A 15,461-nucleotide genomic window follows, 5' to 3' on the forward strand; every position below is an offset into this window, starting at 1 on the left:
AACACCTACACGCAGGTGTGACTTAAGTCCCTTAGGTAGAGGACTCTTGGGGTAATGTCGCCCCGCCTGGCGGGGTGATGGAGACGAGAATCATGGCCACTACGACGATCATACCACCGATCCAGACGGTCAAACCCTCCTGTTGGTGGAGCGCGATGAGGGCAACGAGGGCAGCGAAAACTGGTTCAAGGGAGTAGATCACCGATAGCTCAATCGAATTGAGCCAGCGCAAGGACCAGGTTTGGGCCATGAACCCGAGGGCTGAGGCGCCAACACCGTTGATAGCGACGGTTACCCAAGCCTCCTGGGACGCATGCAGTGGAAACAACCCCCCTCCTCCAGGTGCCATCGCCACCAAGGCTGCCAAGGCGGTGACGGCTAGCATCTGAAAAAGGGTGAAGCGGATGACAGCCACTGTGGTAATACGGTAGTATTCGACAGCGACCAGCTGGAGGGCGAAGAAGAGCGCGCAGGCCAGTACAAGGGCGATACCAAGCAAGCCCTCGTGCCCTTGGGGCCTTGCGAGTAGGTAGAGGCCAGCAGCCGCGATCAGGGTTGCACCAAGCTGACGACGGGTAAGACCCCGATGTAACACCCACAGGATCAGGGGTACGAGCACAACCGAGAGGCCAGTCAAAAAGCCCGCTAACGATGCTGAAAGAAAGCGCTGCCCCTCCGTCTGTGTGAGGTAGCCGCCAAACAGCAGAGACCCGGTGAGTAGCCCGCCAAGGAGTTCGGCACGGTGCACGTCGTGCCAAAACGACCGACGGAGGCCAAAGCCCAACAGAAGGAAGAGAGAGGCTACCAAAAAACGGAGGAACGTCAGCGTCGGAGCCGCCATCGAATGGAGCGCGACTTGGTTGAGCGAGAAGGTCACGCCCCACAGAGCGGTGACCGATACGAGGCCGAGGCGAGCTCGTCGGTGACGAGAATCGATCATCGCCGACCTAAGATCGCCAGTGGAGCAGATATGCTACCCTGCACATGAGTAACTCCCCCCTCAAATCATCGAAGCTGGCGAACTATATCTCAGGAACCGAGACGGTATTTTATCTCATCGTAGCGTTGTTCTTGGCCCTCATGGCCGCAGCTGTCCTCTACCAAGCGGCCCATAGCTTCATTGACATCAATCTCGACGCCGATGTCACACGCTCTCTCGTTGCCACGCTCAATGAGATCCTGTTTGTCATCATCCTGCTAGAGCTCATGAGTACCGTCTATAACCACCTCAAACACGGCGGCTTTCAGCTCCGACCCTTCCTCATCATCGGAATCGTCTCCTCGGTACGACGCATTCTGGTGCTCGGCGCCGAACTCTCGACGATTAATCATGCGTTAAATGCACCAGAGTTTCACTCGGCCGTCACCGAGCTTCTCGTCGAGACACTCGTCGTGCTGGCACTCACGGTGGCCCTCTACCTTCATGCGCTGACCAAGCGCAAGCAGAAAGCTTCTACAGAGGCCGCTGATCCTCGGTGAGGATTGGCTTTCTCGCTGCAAGCGCCTCATCGAGGCGGCGAACCGGGGTATTGCGCGGCATCGCGAGGATGGCTTCTGCGTCCTTATAGGCGGTCGCGACGATCTCCTCCAACGCCAACGCCAACGCCTCAAGCGTCTGCGGGGACTCGGTCTCGGTTGGCTCGATCATCAGTGCTTCATGCACCACAAGGGGGAAATACACGGTTGGCGAATGGAAGCCACTGTCGAGAAGTGCCTTCGCAACATCAAGGGCGCGTACACCCGTCTTTGTCTTGAGGGCCTCTGCTGACACGACGAACTCATGCATGCAGGGTTGCTCGTAGGCAACTGCAAAAGAATCGGCTATCCGAGCACGCAGCCAGTTCGCGTTTAGAACTGCCAACTCTGACATGGTCCGCATGCCATCACTTCCAAGGTACTTCATGAAGGCCAGAGCACGCGCAAGCACCACCGCGTTACCGTAGAAGGCATGCACCCGTCCAATCGAGCGCTCCGGGGTCACCCACGAGTAGGAGGAGCCACCATCGAGCGAGCGCGGGAGCGGACCAGGGAGAAATCCCGCAAGATGCTCGACAACGGCGACCGGTCCAGCTCCTGGGCCCCCACCCCCGTGGGGTGTCGCAAAGGTTTTGTGGAGATTGGAGTGCACGATGTCAAACCCCATATCACCTGGACGTGCGACTCCAACAATCGCATTCAAGTTCGCTCCGTCGTAGTAGGCAAGGCCATCCACCGCATGTATCACCGCGAGTATCTCGCGGATCTCCTCCTCAAAGAGACCGAGGGTATTGGGATTCGTGAGCATGATACCGGCGGTATCAGCGTCGACTAGATCGCGCAGCTTCGCCAAGTCCACGAGTCCATTGGCGCCACTTGGTACGGTGACGGCTTCAAATCCGGCCAGCGATACCGAGGCAGGATTAGTTCCGTGTGCGGAGTCCGGAATAACTACCTTGCGCGGTGAGCGACCACGTGACGCGTGGTACGCACGCATGATCAACAGTCCCGTCAGCTCACCGCTCGCCCCCGCCGGCGGTTGCAGCGTTGCTTGAGCCATGCCGGTAATTTCACACACATAGCGTTCGAGCTCATGAAAGAGTCGAAGCCAACCCTGAATGGCCTCTGGTGGTGTGGCGGGGTGGACGTTGGCAAGTCCGTCGATGCCAGCTACCTGATCTGCAAACTTTGGGTTGTACTTCATCGTGCACGAGCCCAGAGGATACGCGCCAAGGTCGACTGAGTAGTTTCTGCTTGCGAGACGTGTGTAGTGAGCGACGAGGTCTCGCTCAGACACCTCCGGCAACTCGACAGGCTCATCGCGAATCCATGCCACTATCGGGGCAAGATCCATCGCCGGGACCCCAGTGTCACGGAGGGAGAAGGCTCGGCGTGTCGGGACCGAAAGTTCAAAGATTGTCGGCTCCTCAGCGTCACCAACGAGTGGCGCTGAACGAGCCCGTCCACCTGGGGCACTGGTCGAAGCGAATCTCATCGCAGCTCCTTCGCAATCGTATCAACAAAACTATCGATCTCTACCCGTCGACGTGCCTCAGTGACGGCGATGACCAGTCGATCATCAAAGCCTGGAGGGATAACCCCGGCGAGAAAACCATGGGTAAGCAGTCGATGCGCCAGCTCGCTAGCACTGATCGGTGTGCGCACCGTGAACTCACGAAAAAAATGCGTGGTGCTCGGTGCCAGACCGATCTCGTTGAGCCGCTCCGCAAGGTAGTGGGCGCCATCGTAGTTCCGGCGAGCGAGTATTCCAAACCCTTGTTTGCCGAGCCAAGCCATGTGGATAGCTGCTTGGATAGCCATGAGTGTTTGATTGGTACAGACATTCGATGTCGCCTTCTCACGGCGAATATCCTGCTCACGGGTGCGAAGTGTCGTCACAAATGCCCGTCGTCCCTCCGTATCGAGAGTCTCGCCAACAAGCCGCCCTGGCATCAATCGGACATATTCGCTCCTTGCGGCGAAGAGTCCTAGATACGGACCACCAAAGGACAGCGGTATGCCAAGCGGTTGCCCCTCCCCCACCACGATATCCGCGCCAAACTCCCCAGGAGACCGAAGGAGTCCGAGCGCAATGGGGTCAGCAACCACGATCAGCAGTGCCCCGTGTCGATCCGCTAATGCCCGCGCAGCCTTTAGGTCTTCGATGGCACCGAAGTAGTTTGGGTAGCCAACGATCACCGCTCCAGCCTTGGTGTCATCTGTTCCATCGTCTGTGAACGGAAATGATGTGGCGTCACCGGCGCCGAGTTCAATCGTCTCGAACGATAGACGGGTACCGGCACCAAAGGTAGCGAGCGCCTCGCGATAGGCGGGGTTCACGCCAGCGGAGACAAGGATGTGTCGCTCCTTGGTGAAGCCGACTGCCATATTCACCGCTTCAACCAGACTGGCTGCCCCGTCATAGAGGGATGCATTGGCAATCGGAAGACCAAAAAGACGCGCAATGATCGTCTGAAATTCAAAAAGAGCCTGGAGAACACCCTGAGCCACCTCAGGCTGATACGGAGTGTAGGCGGTGACAAAGGCAGATTGGGTGCCGAGGTGGCGTGCAGCGGCGGAGAGGTCATGGTCGTAGGCTCCGCCTCCCGCAAAGCTGACCAGGGCAGTGCGCACGGCAGCGTTCTGGGCACCATACTGGACGAATTGTTCGAGGACTTCGATCTCCGACTGATCCTTGGCAACTGCAAGGGGCTCGGTCCGCAACAGTGCGGCAGGTATCGAGGAGTAGAGTTCTTGGAGCGAACTCATCCCCAGATCCGCCAACATCTGTTGGATCTCTTCATCGGTGTGCGGCGCGAAAGATGGCAACCGATCCTCCTTCTCCATTCAATCAGTCATTCAATCAGTCATTCAATCAGTCATTCAATCAGTCATTCAATCAGTATGGCCTATAGGACGCTGACAACCGGTGACCCACAACGCCGCTATCCACTCTAGTGCGCCCGTTTGAATGCTGCTTGCTACCGAGGGAGGTCAACGAAGGGGTAGGTGCATCGCTGGAGCGCAATAGTGGAGGTACCACGCCGCAGGTGCAGCGCGTCTGGGGCATCAGCGTCGAGAAAAGCCAGTCCGATGCCTTCCTTGAGCAGCGGCGAGAATCCACCACTCGAGACCCAGCCGACCTCGACATCGCCGGCATAGACACGCTCCCCGGTGCGCAACGGAGCCCGCGAACCCGAACGCAATCCAGCCAGAAGGGGGGAGACCCCTCGACGTCGCTGTTCGAGCAACGCTCCTTTGCCAGGGAACTCACCTTTCTCAAACTTTACCACCCAATCGAGCCGCGCATTCAAGGGGGTGAGACCATTGCCGAGCTCGTGACCATGGAGTGGTAGCCCTGCTTCAAGTCGAAGGGTATCGCGTGACCCAAGCCCACACGGGCGGACACCCGCCTCGACGAGTGCGAGGAAACACTCCTCGGCAACGGCGTTGGGGAGCGATAGCTCTACCCCATCGCCTCCTGTATACCCCGTTCCCGCAATAAGAACCGAAGCACCACGGTAGGTCCCAGCGATGATATGGTTCTTAGCCGGTAGCTCTTCGATGGCTAGTACACCGCGGACATACCCGCGCGCCAAAGGTCCTTGGACGGCGAGAATCGTCCGGTCGCGGGTGATGTCCTCGCCGCCGATACTGGCTAGCACATTCGCCGTATTGGCCGCATTAGGCATCACCTGAAAGCGATCATCATCGAGCCACCAGACGATAATGTCATCCAGGACGGAGCCATCGTCATCGAGCAGATGGGTGTATTGTGCACGGCCAGGCCCTATCCGACTGAGATCATTGGTAAGCGCGGCTTGAAGGCGCCCGAAGGCGTCAGCACCAACGACCTCGACGGTGCCAAGATGGCTGACATCAAAGACCCCAGCGTCCTCGCGCACCGCGAGGTGTTCCGCCAATGTACCCCCGGGATAGGCTAACGGCATTTCGTAGCCACTAAATTGCGTCATTTTTGCACCAAGCCCAAGGTGGGTGGCGTGGAGAGCAGTGGTCTTCGTCACTTCTCACATGCTAACCGTCAGACCCGCCATCACCCCACATTCTTCTTTGGCACCATCGAGAGTTCAACTGCCTCGGTGGTGTAGGAGCGAGACAAGCGGAGTCGGTTGCCCAGGTGATCGAGTTCAACGCGAATGCAGGCCTGCTGCGTGCACCAGTTCTCCAGTCGCTCAAAGACCCCAGCGTCCGAGCCAAACGCGACAAAGGTGCCTTGTGCCCTAGCTACGTCCTGAGCGGCATGCAGGTACGGTTGGTACCCGATGAGGACTGATTCCTCCGCGCGCATCACGTTAGTGATGAGCACCTCGGGCTCATAGGCCATCGTCTGTGAGAGATGATTGGCGTTAAACTCAGCCGCACGCCTTGCCCGAATCGAATTCATAAATCGAGTGTGTCGCCGCCAACCAACTAGGAACGCCACGATTCCCATCAAAACGATGGTCGATGGGAAGACGACGAGTGAAAGCATGGATCCCTGTGGCACACCTCCATTGTACTGTAGGCTGTTTGGCTAAACGGAGAATTCCCACAATCGACGGCGCGCTCTATGCTGAGAGCCGTGAACAAGCATCGGCTATTGGCCATCATACGCACGGCGATCCCTTCGCTCATCACGGCAATTCGCGTACTCCTCCTGCTTCCCGTGTGGATTCTGCTCTCACATGGGCGACACGACATCGCCGCCGCAATCCTGCTAGCGGTGATGGGCATCACCGACTTTCTCGATGGCTACGTCGCGCGTCGCACTGGCGCGGTGACAACCTTTGGCAAGATATTTGATCCACTTTCGGACCGCGTCGTCCTCATCGTGGTGGCCATCGCTGCGCTCTTAGATCACCTCGTTCCGACCTGGCTTCTCGTCATCGTGCTTCTACGGGAGATACTTGTTGGGATCACCGTCCTTGCTGACCTGCTCATCCACCGTCATCGCAACGACGTGGTCTGGATCGGCAAGGCGGGCACCTTTGGCTTGCTGCTAGGATTTCCTTTGGTAGTTCTTGGTGACGGCCTGCACCAGCCGATCGTGAAGGAGACAGCGGTCGCCCTCATGACCTTGGCAGTGGTGCTGCTCTACGTCGCACTGGTGTTCTACGCCCTAAACTTTGCGAGAACAGCTCATCCGGAGGAACTGCCCTAGCACGACCGCACAGGATCGTCGGTCACATAGGAGGTTTGCATGCAGGCAGTCATTATCGCGGGAGGAGAAGGAACCCGACTACGGCCGCTCACGAGCACGACACCAAAGCCGATGTTGCCAATCGCCAACAAACCAATGATCGGGCATGTCGTGGAGCTACTGGCGGCGCATGGCATTACCGATATTATTGTGACGGTCGCGTATCTTGGTAACGCCATCCGTAACTACCTTGGTGATGGCGCTGAATTCGGTGTATCGGTGCGCTACCTACAAGAGGAGACACCCCTTGGTACCGCAGGCGCGGTAGCCCACGCGAGGCATCTTGTGCGTGGCACTTTTCTCGTCCTCAGCGGGGATGTTCTCACCGATATCAATCTGAGCGAGGCAATCGCGTTTCACCAACACCGCAACGCCAAAGCCACCATGGTGCTCACCTCTGTCGACGCACCAACCGAGTTTGGTATCGTGGCGACCGATACCACCGGAAAAGTCGAACAACTGATTGAAAAGCCGACCTGGGGTGAGGTCTTCACCGATACGGTCAACACCGGTATCTATGTGCTAGAGCCCGAGGTTTTAGACACGATCCCAACAGATCGACCCGTTGACTTTTCGAGCGAGGTCTTCCCTGGCCTCCTCGCTGACGGTGAGGCTCTCTACGGCTACATCTCCGAGGGGTATTGGGCCGACGTTGGCACCTTCGGAGGGTTTTTCCAGACGGGACGCGACGTCCTCGACGGTCGTAGCCAGACACACCTGGAGGGTTTTAGCTTTCAAGGCGGCGTCATGATAGGCAAGGATTGCGAAGTGCATCCGACTGCCAAGATCGAAGGACCCGCACTGATCGGCAACTACGTCTATCTCGGGCCTGGCGTTGAGGTTCGTCCCTACACGATCCTCGGGGACAATGCGCGCGTTGAGACGGGCTCGGTGCTCTCTGGAAGTGTGGTTTTTGACCATGTCTTTGTCGGCGAGGCATCCCGTATCCGGGCCGCCATCCTCGGTCGAGGCGCGGAGATCCGTTCCCGTTCCGTCGTCAACGATGGGGTCATCATCGCCGATGGGGTCTACGTCGGCCGCGAGGCCGTGTTAGCCCCCGACATCAAGATCTACCCGGCCAAGAAGATTGAACCGCTCTCTACCGTCACCAACTCGATCGTTTGGGAAGCGGGTTCACCCCGTACGGTCTTTGGTCCACTAGGCATCGCTGGCCTGGCCAACATCGATATTACCCCAGAGCTCGCATGCCGTATCGCAATGGCCTATGGTTCCATGTTGCCCTTGCACTCCGTCGTGATGGCCGCGCGAGATACCTCGCGATCCGCCCGCGCGATCAAACGCGCCATGATGGTCGGATTCAACTCGGTAGGGATGGATGTCGAGGACTTAGAGGTCTCGACGCTCCCGGTTCTCCGGCACCTGGTTGCTCGCTCTGACAGCCGAGCCGGCGTGCGTGTCGCCCTCGACCCCCAGGACCCGCAGGCGATCCTCATCCATCTGGTCAATGAAGTTGGGTGTGACCTTCCTTCGGGTGATCGCCGCAAGATCGAGCGCGCGCTGGAGCGGGAGGACTTCCGACGCGTCTCAGGTTCAGAGGTCGGCGACCTGCGTGCCTACCCACGCTCCTTTGAGAGCTGGAAGGCTGAACTCAACGCGCAGCTCCCCATGACGCGCATCCGTAAGCTCGGCGCGAAAGTCGTGATCGATTTCTCCTTTGGGAGCGGCAATCTGTCGCTTCCTCAGGTGCTCAGTTCACTGGGCATGGATGTCCTCGCCGTCAACTCCTATCCATCGACGATCCGGTCGATCACCCATGATGCCCACGCCCAACTCCAGTCTCTCGCCCGCCTTGTCGTTGCATCCTCGGCACAATTGGGCCTCTTGGTCGATGCTGGGGCAGAGCGTATCACCGTTATCGATGACGAAGGGGTGACGCTCAGCGATGCTGAACTCGCGGCACTCTTGACCAAACTGGTCATCCAAAGCGATGGAATCCAAGAGGTGGTGGCGCCCGTCAACATGCCAAGCACGCTGGAGAAGTTGGCCAACGATGCAGATATCACCTTTACCTGGGCCGGACTGGACCTAAACGATATTAGTCGTCGTGTGCGTGCCAGCGGAGTCCCGGCACTCGGCGTGGGCGGGCAAGGACTTTTCCTGTTCTCCAATCTCACCTCTGTTCCTGATGCTGCCGTGAGCCTCGCCTATTTGCTCTCTGGGCTCGAGCACGTCCGCCAGCCGCTGTCGAGGTTGCGCAGGGGCATCCGGGTGCCAAAGGTCCACGTGGATGAGATTTCAGTGAGCTATGCGCAGATGGGCTATACCATGCGGGAGTTACGAACGCGGGCTGAGTCTGACTCCAACGAACAACTGATCGTTATTGACGGCATCCGCGTCGGTGACGGTGATCGGTTTTGGCTCATCGCGCCAGACCAACAGGAGCCTCTCTTGAAGGTTTGGGTCTCTGACGACGATGAGGCTGCGGCGAATGCCACGATCGCCCAGCTTCATGAACAGGTACGCACCATCCGTGATAATGCTCCGCACCTGTCATAGTTCACATCCTGCCCCTCCTTGGGGGCACTCGATGATGATGATTCTCAGTTTTTTTCGCTGCGAGTCAGCACCGACGCCGATTACCCGTTAGCCTTGGCAACTATGAACTTTCCAGAACATCTTCAATACACCGCCGAGCACGAGTGGGTCCTGAGTGATGGCGATACCGCAACGATGGGGATCACCGACTACGCCCAGGATGCCCTCGGTGATGTCGTCTTTGTTGGACTCCCAGAACTTGGGAGATCCGTCGCCGTCGGCGACTCGATCGCTGAAGTCGAGTCAACAAAATCCGTCTCCGATATCTTTGCTCCAGTCGCAGGTGTCATCGCCGAGGTGAACGGAGAGCTCAACACCCGCCCCGAGCTCCTTAACAGCGATCCCTATGGAGAGGGTTGGATCTGCCGGATCACCGTCGCCGTCGACACAACCGAACAGCTGCTCGATCTCGAGGCCTACCGCAAACTACTCCACAGCGAGTAGAACATGTCTACCTGTCCGCAGTGCCTAGAAGTGAATCCACCATCAGCACATTTTTGTGCTGCCTGCGGTGCGCGGTTACTGGAGCGTCCCGAGGAGACCACTGGGTCACTCGACGTCATCGATCCATCCCTGCTTGTTCACGAGGAGGGGACCGAAAGCATGGAGCCCGCCCCCGCGGGCGGCTACGGATATCTGATGATCCAGATTGGACAGGAGGCAGGTTCATGGTTTCAGTTGGATCGCAAGATCATGAGTATCGGCCGACATCCTGATAGTGATATCTTCTTAAACGATGTGACCGTCTCCCGACGCCATGCGGAGGTGGAACTGCGTGACGAGGGATACTACATCAAAGATGCTGGTTCGCTCAACGGGACCTATGTGGACCGGGAGCGGGTGGAGGAGGAGAAATTGTGCCCGGGCAACGAGATACAGATCGGCAAGTTCCGCCTGTTATTCCTGCAGCAGGGTCAGGGAAGCTGACAACGCCGCGCTGGGAGGTTTTGCGAGGGGAATCAGCAAAAGAGTTTTCCATCAAAGAGGTGCTCACGCTCCTCCAACAAGAGTTCCCCGAGGTAACGATCTCCAAGATTCGTTTTCTCGAGAGCCAAGGGTTGATCGCACCCGAGCGTAATGCCGCTGGGTACCGAAAGTTCTATCAGCCAGATATTGAACGACTCTGCGAGGTCCTACGGCTCCAAAAATCGACCTACATGCCACTTCGCAAGATCAAGGAACATCTCGACGCGGACACGCGTGTCGACCTGTTCTCCCAGGCGACCGAAGAGCCATCGACCCCAGAGGCCACTAACAGCAGCGATGCTCCGCTCTCCGCTAGCCGACCAGAGTTGTTTCCCATCGATGAACTCGCCCGCCTGACCGGAGCTCCCGCAACTGCCATCGATGAGATGATTCGAAACGGGCTCATCGCTGGTGTTACCGTCGCTGGGCAGCGTCATTTCGCTCCTATCGAGATTGAGATCGCCCGTACCATTCACTCCTTCGCGAAGTTTGGACTTGAGCCGCGACACTTGCGGCACTACCGCACCTCTACCGATCGCGAGGTGGGGCTCATCGAACAGCTCCTCATGCCGCTCGTTCGTCAGCGGAGCCCAGAGGGTCGACGGCGAGCCGGCGAGGAGCTAGAGGAGCTTGTTGAACTCAGCTCGAGTCTACGTGGCCTGCTGCTCGAGAATGCGCTGGTCAGCCTCAAAAGGTTGACGGATCAATCGTCATGAGTCGTGCCGTCATCATAGAGTTCATCCTCATCGCGGAGTGGTCGGCGAAAGAGCGCGAAGCCAAAGACAATCATGAAGAAAATACCCCCAATAGTTGCCGCCACGCCGAGCGACGTGGATACGAAGTAGGCGCCGACGATGCAAACAATGAGCACACCAACGACGATGAGCGCCACCTTCACTGGATACGACCTCCTCGTTTTTCTTCTGTAGCGTAATCAAATCAGCGACAAGGAGAAGTGAATCCTTCGATTTGCAATCGTGGCAAGTCGCCACTATGCGGACCAATGTACGCCCCTATCGCAGCGTGGCGACGTACCGGGGCAACGGGTTCGCTACTCGGAAAAATCCTCCGGCCGTATCGACTTGAGGAAGTCACGAAACTCGCCGACGATCTCCTCCTGTACAACTTCAGGTCCGGAGTCGGCTTGCTGGGTATCATCAAAAACCGTCCCCTCCGAGTTCATCACCGCATCATCAACATAGATCGCAGCCCCACTACGTATCGCGAGCGCCACCGAATCTGAGGGACGAGCACTCACACGGTGTTCGATGCCGCTTGCAATGAGCGTGATCTCGGCGTAGTAGGTCCCGTTGCGAACCTCGGTGACCACAACCTGGGAGATTCTGGCATCGAGCACGTCGAGAAAGGTGCACGCGAGATCATGAGTCAAGGGACGGGGAGGGTCAACATTGGCGATGGCGAGATCTATCGCATTTGCCTCAGGGACACCAATGAAGATTGGTACGACACGGTACGGGGCAGTCAGTTCTTGCAACAGCAGCACCGGCGAGTTCGAGCGAAGATCCACCTTGACACCTGCAACCTCGACCTCTACCATGTTGGCTATTCTAGTCGTGAGCGCCATCATGCCGTGGTTCCTCGCCCTGGCATGTCGGCGGTTTGTAGGTCAACTCCAAGTATCTGCTCCAGGGTTTTTGGCCACGACTGCGTCCTATCCACCCGCGTACCCGGTCGCTGGTGCCTAGCCAAGACGGTTGAGCGACGAGAGCCCAACGGCTGAGGCAAGCGACTGTAGGTGAGTGGTGATCCACGAGAAATCATTCAGCGCCATAACGACGCCAAAAACCAAAAGCACGACAGCGGAGCCAATCGTGAGAATGCGAGTGTGTTGTTTGAGAAACTTGAGCGCCCCGACAGCCCGGGAGAAGACAAGCCCAGTCACTAGAAACGGAACCGCCAAGCCCGCCGAGTACGCGAGCAGCAAGATAGCACCCTTGACCAGCAGTGCTTGGGTAGCAGCGATCGCTAAGACTGAGCCAAGGATGGGGCCAATGCAGGGTGTCCATCCAAAGGCAAACGCCATTCCTGCCACCGGTGCAGCGAACTTGCCGTAGCGCTGCAACGAGGGATGAAAACGGCGCTCCATGGCGAGTTGCGGGGCCGACAGAAACTGGGTTACTAACAAGAAGAGCGCCATCACGATGAGGACAACCCCGCCGATGCGTTCGATGGCGACATGATCGCGAGCGAGTTGCTGACCAAGCGCCGATGCGGTGAGTCCAAGGGCGGTGAAGACGACCGTGAAGCCAGCCGCGAACAAGAGCGTCGATGTTGTCACCTTACGAAGCTGTAGAACACTGCCTGAGGCGATCTCTTGTGCATCGAGCCCCGACACCACCGACAGATAGGCGGGGACAAGAGGTAGTACGCATGGCGACAGAAACGAGATCACTCCCCCACCGAAGGCGATCACGTAGCTCCCATCAACTCCCACAGCCACAGTATAGGGGAAAGGGCATACCCACTAGGAATCTTACAGCGGACCTCTCTCTCAGGTCACCAACGGATGGGGCACCATTGCGCCGTCACTTCCGATCGCTACCATGGCGATTTGGGAAGCATCGTGTTGGAGTACGAGGGGTCAATGCTCTAACATAAGAGTGAGGAGGTGTGGTGGATACTTTTCACTATCTGGGGTTGTTGACCGCGTGGTCGCTTAGCCCGTTCTCGATCGCCGTGTTATTTTTCCTCATTGCGATCACGTCGTGGTATCTCGACAGCGTCATCAAAGTGCGGGCGAAGGGTCGAAAGTGGTCGAATGCTCGCGTGGGAGCCTTTGTCGGCGGCGCATTTGCCATCGAGTACGCCCTTGGTGGACCGGTTTCGGTATACGTGATGCATTATTTCACTGCCCACATTGCCCAGCACCTTCTCTTGATGATCGTGGCACCGGGCCTGCTCTCACTTGCCGCTCCCGTCACGTTGGCACTGCAGACCTCAAAGAAGCATACCCGCCGACTCATCGACGGGTTCCTGCACTCGCGCTTCCTCCAGTTCCTCACCTTTCCCCTCGTGGTTTTTGTCCTGTATTACGGGGTCATGTGGTGGTTCTTCACCTCTACCGCCGTCGGCTTCGCAATGGCTCACATGTGGCTAATGGACATCTTGAACATCATGTTTTTTGCCGGTGGAGTCCTTTTCTGGTGGCCAATCATCGGCAAGGACACCATTTTGCACTGGCGCCTTGGCTTTGGGGGGAGAATCTTCTCGCTTGCGATTGGGATACCATTTGAGACGTTTCTTGGTATCACCATCAGTTCGAACAAGGTCTCCCTTGCTCCGACGATCTACTCCCTCGGCGACTGGCACGCCGGAGGGCAGGTTCTCTGGGGGGCTGGTGAAGCCATGACCACGATAGGTCTCGCGATCGTGATCGGAAGCTGGATCGCCTCCGAGGATCGCGCACACCGACGGATGGATGCGAGCACCGATGCGTTCCCTCTGTCGACACGGGGCGAAGGCATGCCCAAGGAGTACTACTGGGCACAACAGACCCTTTCGCGTACACCGGTCGATTCCCCCATGCATCAAGAGGCGCTGACGGTCCTCAAACAGATTGAACGTGAACAACTCAAGCAACGACAGAAAACCATAGCTCCCCCAGACCAGGACGTATCCCTAGAAAACGCCCGAGGCACGCAGGCGAACCAGGCAATCGCGCCAACCAGTAGCTCCTTGGACTGAGCACAAACGCCTCGTTGATCGATGCCGTCAGGTGGCCAAGCCACTCTTTCATGATGACGTGTTCGCTATAACGTGGCCCGAGGGTGATACGTTTGGTAAACCTTGGTGAGATGGGCAACGGAGACTTTGGTATAGATCTCTGTCGTCGCGACAGAGGCGTGCCCCAGGAGCTCCTGCACCACGCGTAGATCAGCACCAGCCTCGACGAGGTGCGTCGCACACGAATGCCGTAGGGTGTGTGGCGAGAACTTGTGGTCGAGGCCTACCGCTTGGGCACGTTGCTTAAGTGCGAACCAGGCGCCTTGGCGAGTGAGGCGAGCCCCGTGACGATTCACAAACACCGCTGCTTGGTCGCGATGAGACCCGAGAAGTTGGCTTCGATATCGCTCGAGATAGCGAGTGAGCTGGCTCGCGGCAATCGGTGGTATTGGGACCAGCCTCTCCTTGGCGCCCTTTCCAGAGACAGTGAGCCAAAAGGAATCCTCTCGCAGGTCCTCAACATTGAGTCCGATCAGTTCCGAGATGCGCATCCCAGAGGCGTACAACACCTCGAGCATGGCCCGATCCCTTGATCCAAGCGCGTCCTCAATCGCGACGCTCTCGAGTAGCATCTCGGTCTCAGCAATCGAGAGCGCCTTTGGCAGCGACGGTATGGTGTTGTGCAGGCGAATACCCTCCGTTGGATCCCGAGTGAGGTACTCAGAGGTGATCAGATAGCTATAGAGCCCTCGAATAGCCGAAGCAGCCCTCGCGGCGCTGCGAGCGGATGTCGCCTGTTGATAGGCAGCGAGAAAATCGTCAACATCTCGTTGAGTCGCGTCCAGCAACGATGTATTGGTCGCAGCGAGATGACGGAGCAACCGCACCAGATCAGCGCGATACGCCACCACCGTGAGTTCACTGCGTTCCCCCATGACGGCGAGAAACACCAAAAACTCATCGACAAGCGGAGCACTTGGTAGCTCAGCGAAAGCGTCCACGAACCCCAGGCGAGTCAGCATACGCCGACAGTTCCTCTTGGTGCGACATGAGGTAGAGCTTGGCCAAGGCAATGCCGATGATCGATTTGCCGTCAGTAAACCCAAGAAGGGCTGAGAAGTCACCAGCGGGGCCGATAGGAACTGCGCGCACCTCCATGTCTTCCTCTTCAACCGATTGCGGTGCCTGTGGCGCCTCCGAGAGTCCTACGGCCAACACCACGTGGGTCATCTCATCCGTGAATCCGGGAGAGTTGAGAAAGGAACCAATCGTAGACAGGTGCTGGGCCTGCAGTCCACACTCTTCCTGGAGTTCTCGCTCGGCCGTGACCAGAATACCCTCATCAGGAACGTCACGCTTGCCAGCAGGCAACTCGATAAGATACTCCTCGACAGATGGCCGAAACTGGCGAACCACCACGACGCGCGTGCCATCGACGATCGGGACGATGACGACCGCTCCTGGATGCGCAATAATCGTGCGCCGATACTGCGCACCACCACTGAGAAATGCCTTTTCCACCATGGTGAGAAAACCATTGGTCGCTACGATCTGCTCACCAGTCTTGGCAAACGCCATC

17 protein-coding genes are annotated in these 15,461 nt (G+C 57.9%); 7 read left to right on the forward strand and 10 right to left on the reverse strand.

What is annotated here, in order from left to right; translation table 11 throughout:
• Positions 1-31: 31 nt before the first annotated feature.
• Positions 32-940 (reverse strand): DMT family transporter, encoded by a 909-nt coding sequence (locus tag M7Q83_RS05165; RefSeq protein WP_298336066.1) that lies wholly within the window; start codon positions 938-940, stop codon positions 32-34.
• 44 nt (positions 941-984) lie between these two features.
• On the opposite strand from M7Q83_RS05165, the gene M7Q83_RS05170 reads away from it, so the two are divergent.
• Entirely contained in the window at positions 985-1,479 is a 495-nt protein-coding gene (locus M7Q83_RS05170; protein ID WP_298336068.1) for a phosphate-starvation-inducible PsiE family protein, read from the forward strand.
• On the opposite strand, the gene gcvPB is transcribed toward M7Q83_RS05170, so the two are convergent.
• The 4 genes from gcvPB to M7Q83_RS05190 all read right to left on the reverse strand — a co-directional run bounded on the left by gcvPB (position 1,454) and on the right by M7Q83_RS05190 (position 5,983).
• Positions 1,454-2,971, reverse strand: a complete 1,518-nt coding sequence (gene gcvPB, locus M7Q83_RS05175; RefSeq protein WP_298336069.1) for an aminomethyl-transferring glycine dehydrogenase subunit GcvPB — start codon at positions 2,969-2,971, stop codon at positions 1,454-1,456. The genes M7Q83_RS05170 and gcvPB overlap by 26 nt on opposite strands.
• On the reverse strand, positions 2,968-4,305 hold the full coding sequence (gcvPA, locus tag M7Q83_RS05180; RefSeq protein ID WP_298336071.1) for an aminomethyl-transferring glycine dehydrogenase subunit GcvPA: 1,338 nt from the start codon (positions 4,303-4,305) through the stop codon (positions 2,968-2,970). Before gcvPA ends, gcvPB begins: the two co-directional genes overlap by 4 nt.
• A 152-nt stretch (positions 4,306-4,457) precedes the next feature.
• Positions 4,458-5,501: a glycine cleavage system aminomethyltransferase GcvT gene (gcvT, locus tag M7Q83_RS05185; protein ID WP_298336073.1), complete on the reverse strand. Its 1,044-nt coding sequence runs from the start codon at positions 5,499-5,501 to the stop codon at positions 4,458-4,460.
• A gap of 29 nt (positions 5,502-5,530) precedes the next feature.
• On the reverse strand, positions 5,531-5,983 hold the full coding sequence (locus tag M7Q83_RS05190; RefSeq protein WP_298336074.1) for a hypothetical protein: 453 nt from the start codon (positions 5,981-5,983) through the stop codon (positions 5,531-5,533).
• A gap of 93 nt (positions 5,984-6,076) precedes the next feature.
• Here M7Q83_RS05190 and M7Q83_RS05195 point away from each other — a divergent pair, with 93 nt between their 5' ends.
• From M7Q83_RS05195 to M7Q83_RS05215, 5 genes are all read left to right on the forward strand, one after another.
• On the forward strand, positions 6,077-6,637 hold the full coding sequence (locus tag M7Q83_RS05195) for a CDP-alcohol phosphatidyltransferase family protein (RefSeq protein WP_298336076.1): 561 nt from the start codon (positions 6,077-6,079) through the stop codon (positions 6,635-6,637).
• 39 nt (positions 6,638-6,676) lie between these two features.
• Positions 6,677-9,193, forward strand: coding sequence for a sugar phosphate nucleotidyltransferase (locus tag M7Q83_RS05200; protein ID WP_298336078.1), 2,517 nt, complete (start codon positions 6,677-6,679; stop codon positions 9,191-9,193).
• 102 nt (positions 9,194-9,295) lie between these two features.
• Positions 9,296-9,676, forward strand: coding sequence for a glycine cleavage system protein GcvH (gene gcvH, locus M7Q83_RS05205; protein ID WP_298336080.1), 381 nt, complete (start codon positions 9,296-9,298; stop codon positions 9,674-9,676).
• A 3-nt stretch (positions 9,677-9,679) separates the two neighbouring features.
• Positions 9,680-10,159, forward strand: a complete 480-nt coding sequence (locus M7Q83_RS05210; RefSeq protein ID WP_298336082.1) for an FHA domain-containing protein — start codon at positions 9,680-9,682, stop codon at positions 10,157-10,159.
• Between the two features lie 20 nt (positions 10,160-10,179).
• A complete protein-coding gene (locus tag M7Q83_RS05215) occupies positions 10,180-10,914 on the forward strand; it encodes a MerR family transcriptional regulator (protein WP_298336084.1) in 735 nt (244 codons plus the stop codon).
• Here M7Q83_RS05215 and M7Q83_RS05220 read toward each other — a convergent pair.
• From M7Q83_RS05220 to M7Q83_RS05230, 3 genes are all read right to left on the reverse strand, one after another.
• The gene (locus M7Q83_RS05220) at positions 10,902-11,096 is read right to left on the reverse strand and encodes a hypothetical protein (protein WP_298336086.1); all 195 of its coding nucleotides are present in this window, start codon (positions 11,094-11,096) and stop codon (positions 10,902-10,904) included. The genes M7Q83_RS05215 and M7Q83_RS05220 overlap by 13 nt on opposite strands.
• Positions 11,097-11,249: 153 nt before the next feature.
• A complete protein-coding gene (locus M7Q83_RS05225) occupies positions 11,250-11,756 on the reverse strand; it encodes a bifunctional nuclease family protein (protein ID WP_298336088.1) in 507 nt (168 codons plus the stop codon).
• A gap of 144 nt (positions 11,757-11,900) precedes the next feature.
• Positions 11,901-12,653, reverse strand: a complete 753-nt coding sequence (locus M7Q83_RS05230) for a cytochrome c biogenesis protein CcdA (protein ID WP_298336090.1) — start codon at positions 12,651-12,653, stop codon at positions 11,901-11,903.
• A gap of 179 nt (positions 12,654-12,832) precedes the next feature.
• On the opposite strand from M7Q83_RS05230, the gene M7Q83_RS05235 reads away from it, so the two are divergent.
• Positions 12,833-13,903, forward strand: coding sequence for a cytochrome c oxidase assembly protein (locus M7Q83_RS05235; protein WP_298336092.1), 1,071 nt, complete (start codon positions 12,833-12,835; stop codon positions 13,901-13,903).
• Positions 13,904-13,968: 65 nt separating this feature from the next.
• Here the strand turns inward: M7Q83_RS05235 and M7Q83_RS05240 are convergent, their stop codons facing one another.
• Positions 13,969-14,904 (reverse strand): tyrosine recombinase, encoded by a 936-nt coding sequence (locus M7Q83_RS05240; protein WP_298336094.1) that lies wholly within the window; start codon positions 14,902-14,904, stop codon positions 13,969-13,971.
• Positions 14,867-15,460, reverse strand: a complete 594-nt coding sequence (locus M7Q83_RS05245; protein WP_298336096.1) for an NUDIX hydrolase — start codon at positions 15,458-15,460, stop codon at positions 14,867-14,869. Before M7Q83_RS05245 ends, M7Q83_RS05240 begins: the two co-directional genes overlap by 38 nt.
• Position 15,461 lies beyond the last annotated feature (1 nt).

It is taken from the genome of Ferrimicrobium sp., assembly GCF_027364955.1.
Lineage (GTDB): Bacteria > Actinomycetota > Acidimicrobiia > Acidimicrobiales > Acidimicrobiaceae > Ferrimicrobium.

Coding starts and splice junctions, on each gene's coding strand:
- M7Q83_RS05225 (WP_298336088.1), bottom strand. CDS start 11,756: ATGGTAGAGGTCGAGGTTGCAGGTGTCAAGGTGGATCTTCGCTCGAAC.
- M7Q83_RS05200 (WP_298336078.1), top strand. CDS start 6,677: ATGCAGGCAGTCATTATCGCGGGAGGAGAAGGAACCCGACTACGGCCG.
- M7Q83_RS05245 (WP_298336096.1), bottom strand. CDS start 15,460: ATGGCGTTTGCCAAGACTGGTGAGCAGATCGTAGCGACCAATGGTTTT.
- M7Q83_RS05210 (WP_298336082.1), top strand. CDS start 9,680: ATGTCTACCTGTCCGCAGTGCCTAGAAGTGAATCCACCATCAGCACAT.
- gcvPB (WP_298336069.1), bottom strand. CDS start 2,971: ATGAGATTCGCTTCGACCAGTGCCCCAGGTGGACGGGCTCGTTCAGCG.
- M7Q83_RS05170 (WP_298336068.1), top strand. CDS start 985: ATGAGTAACTCCCCCCTCAAATCATCGAAGCTGGCGAACTATATCTCA.
- M7Q83_RS05165 (WP_298336066.1), bottom strand. CDS start 940: ATGATCGATTCTCGTCACCGACGAGCTCGCCTCGGCCTCGTATCGGTC.
- M7Q83_RS05240 (WP_298336094.1), bottom strand. CDS start 14,904: ATGCTGACTCGCCTGGGGTTCGTGGACGCTTTCGCTGAGCTACCAAGT.
- gcvH (WP_298336080.1), top strand. CDS start 9,296: ATGAACTTTCCAGAACATCTTCAATACACCGCCGAGCACGAGTGGGTC.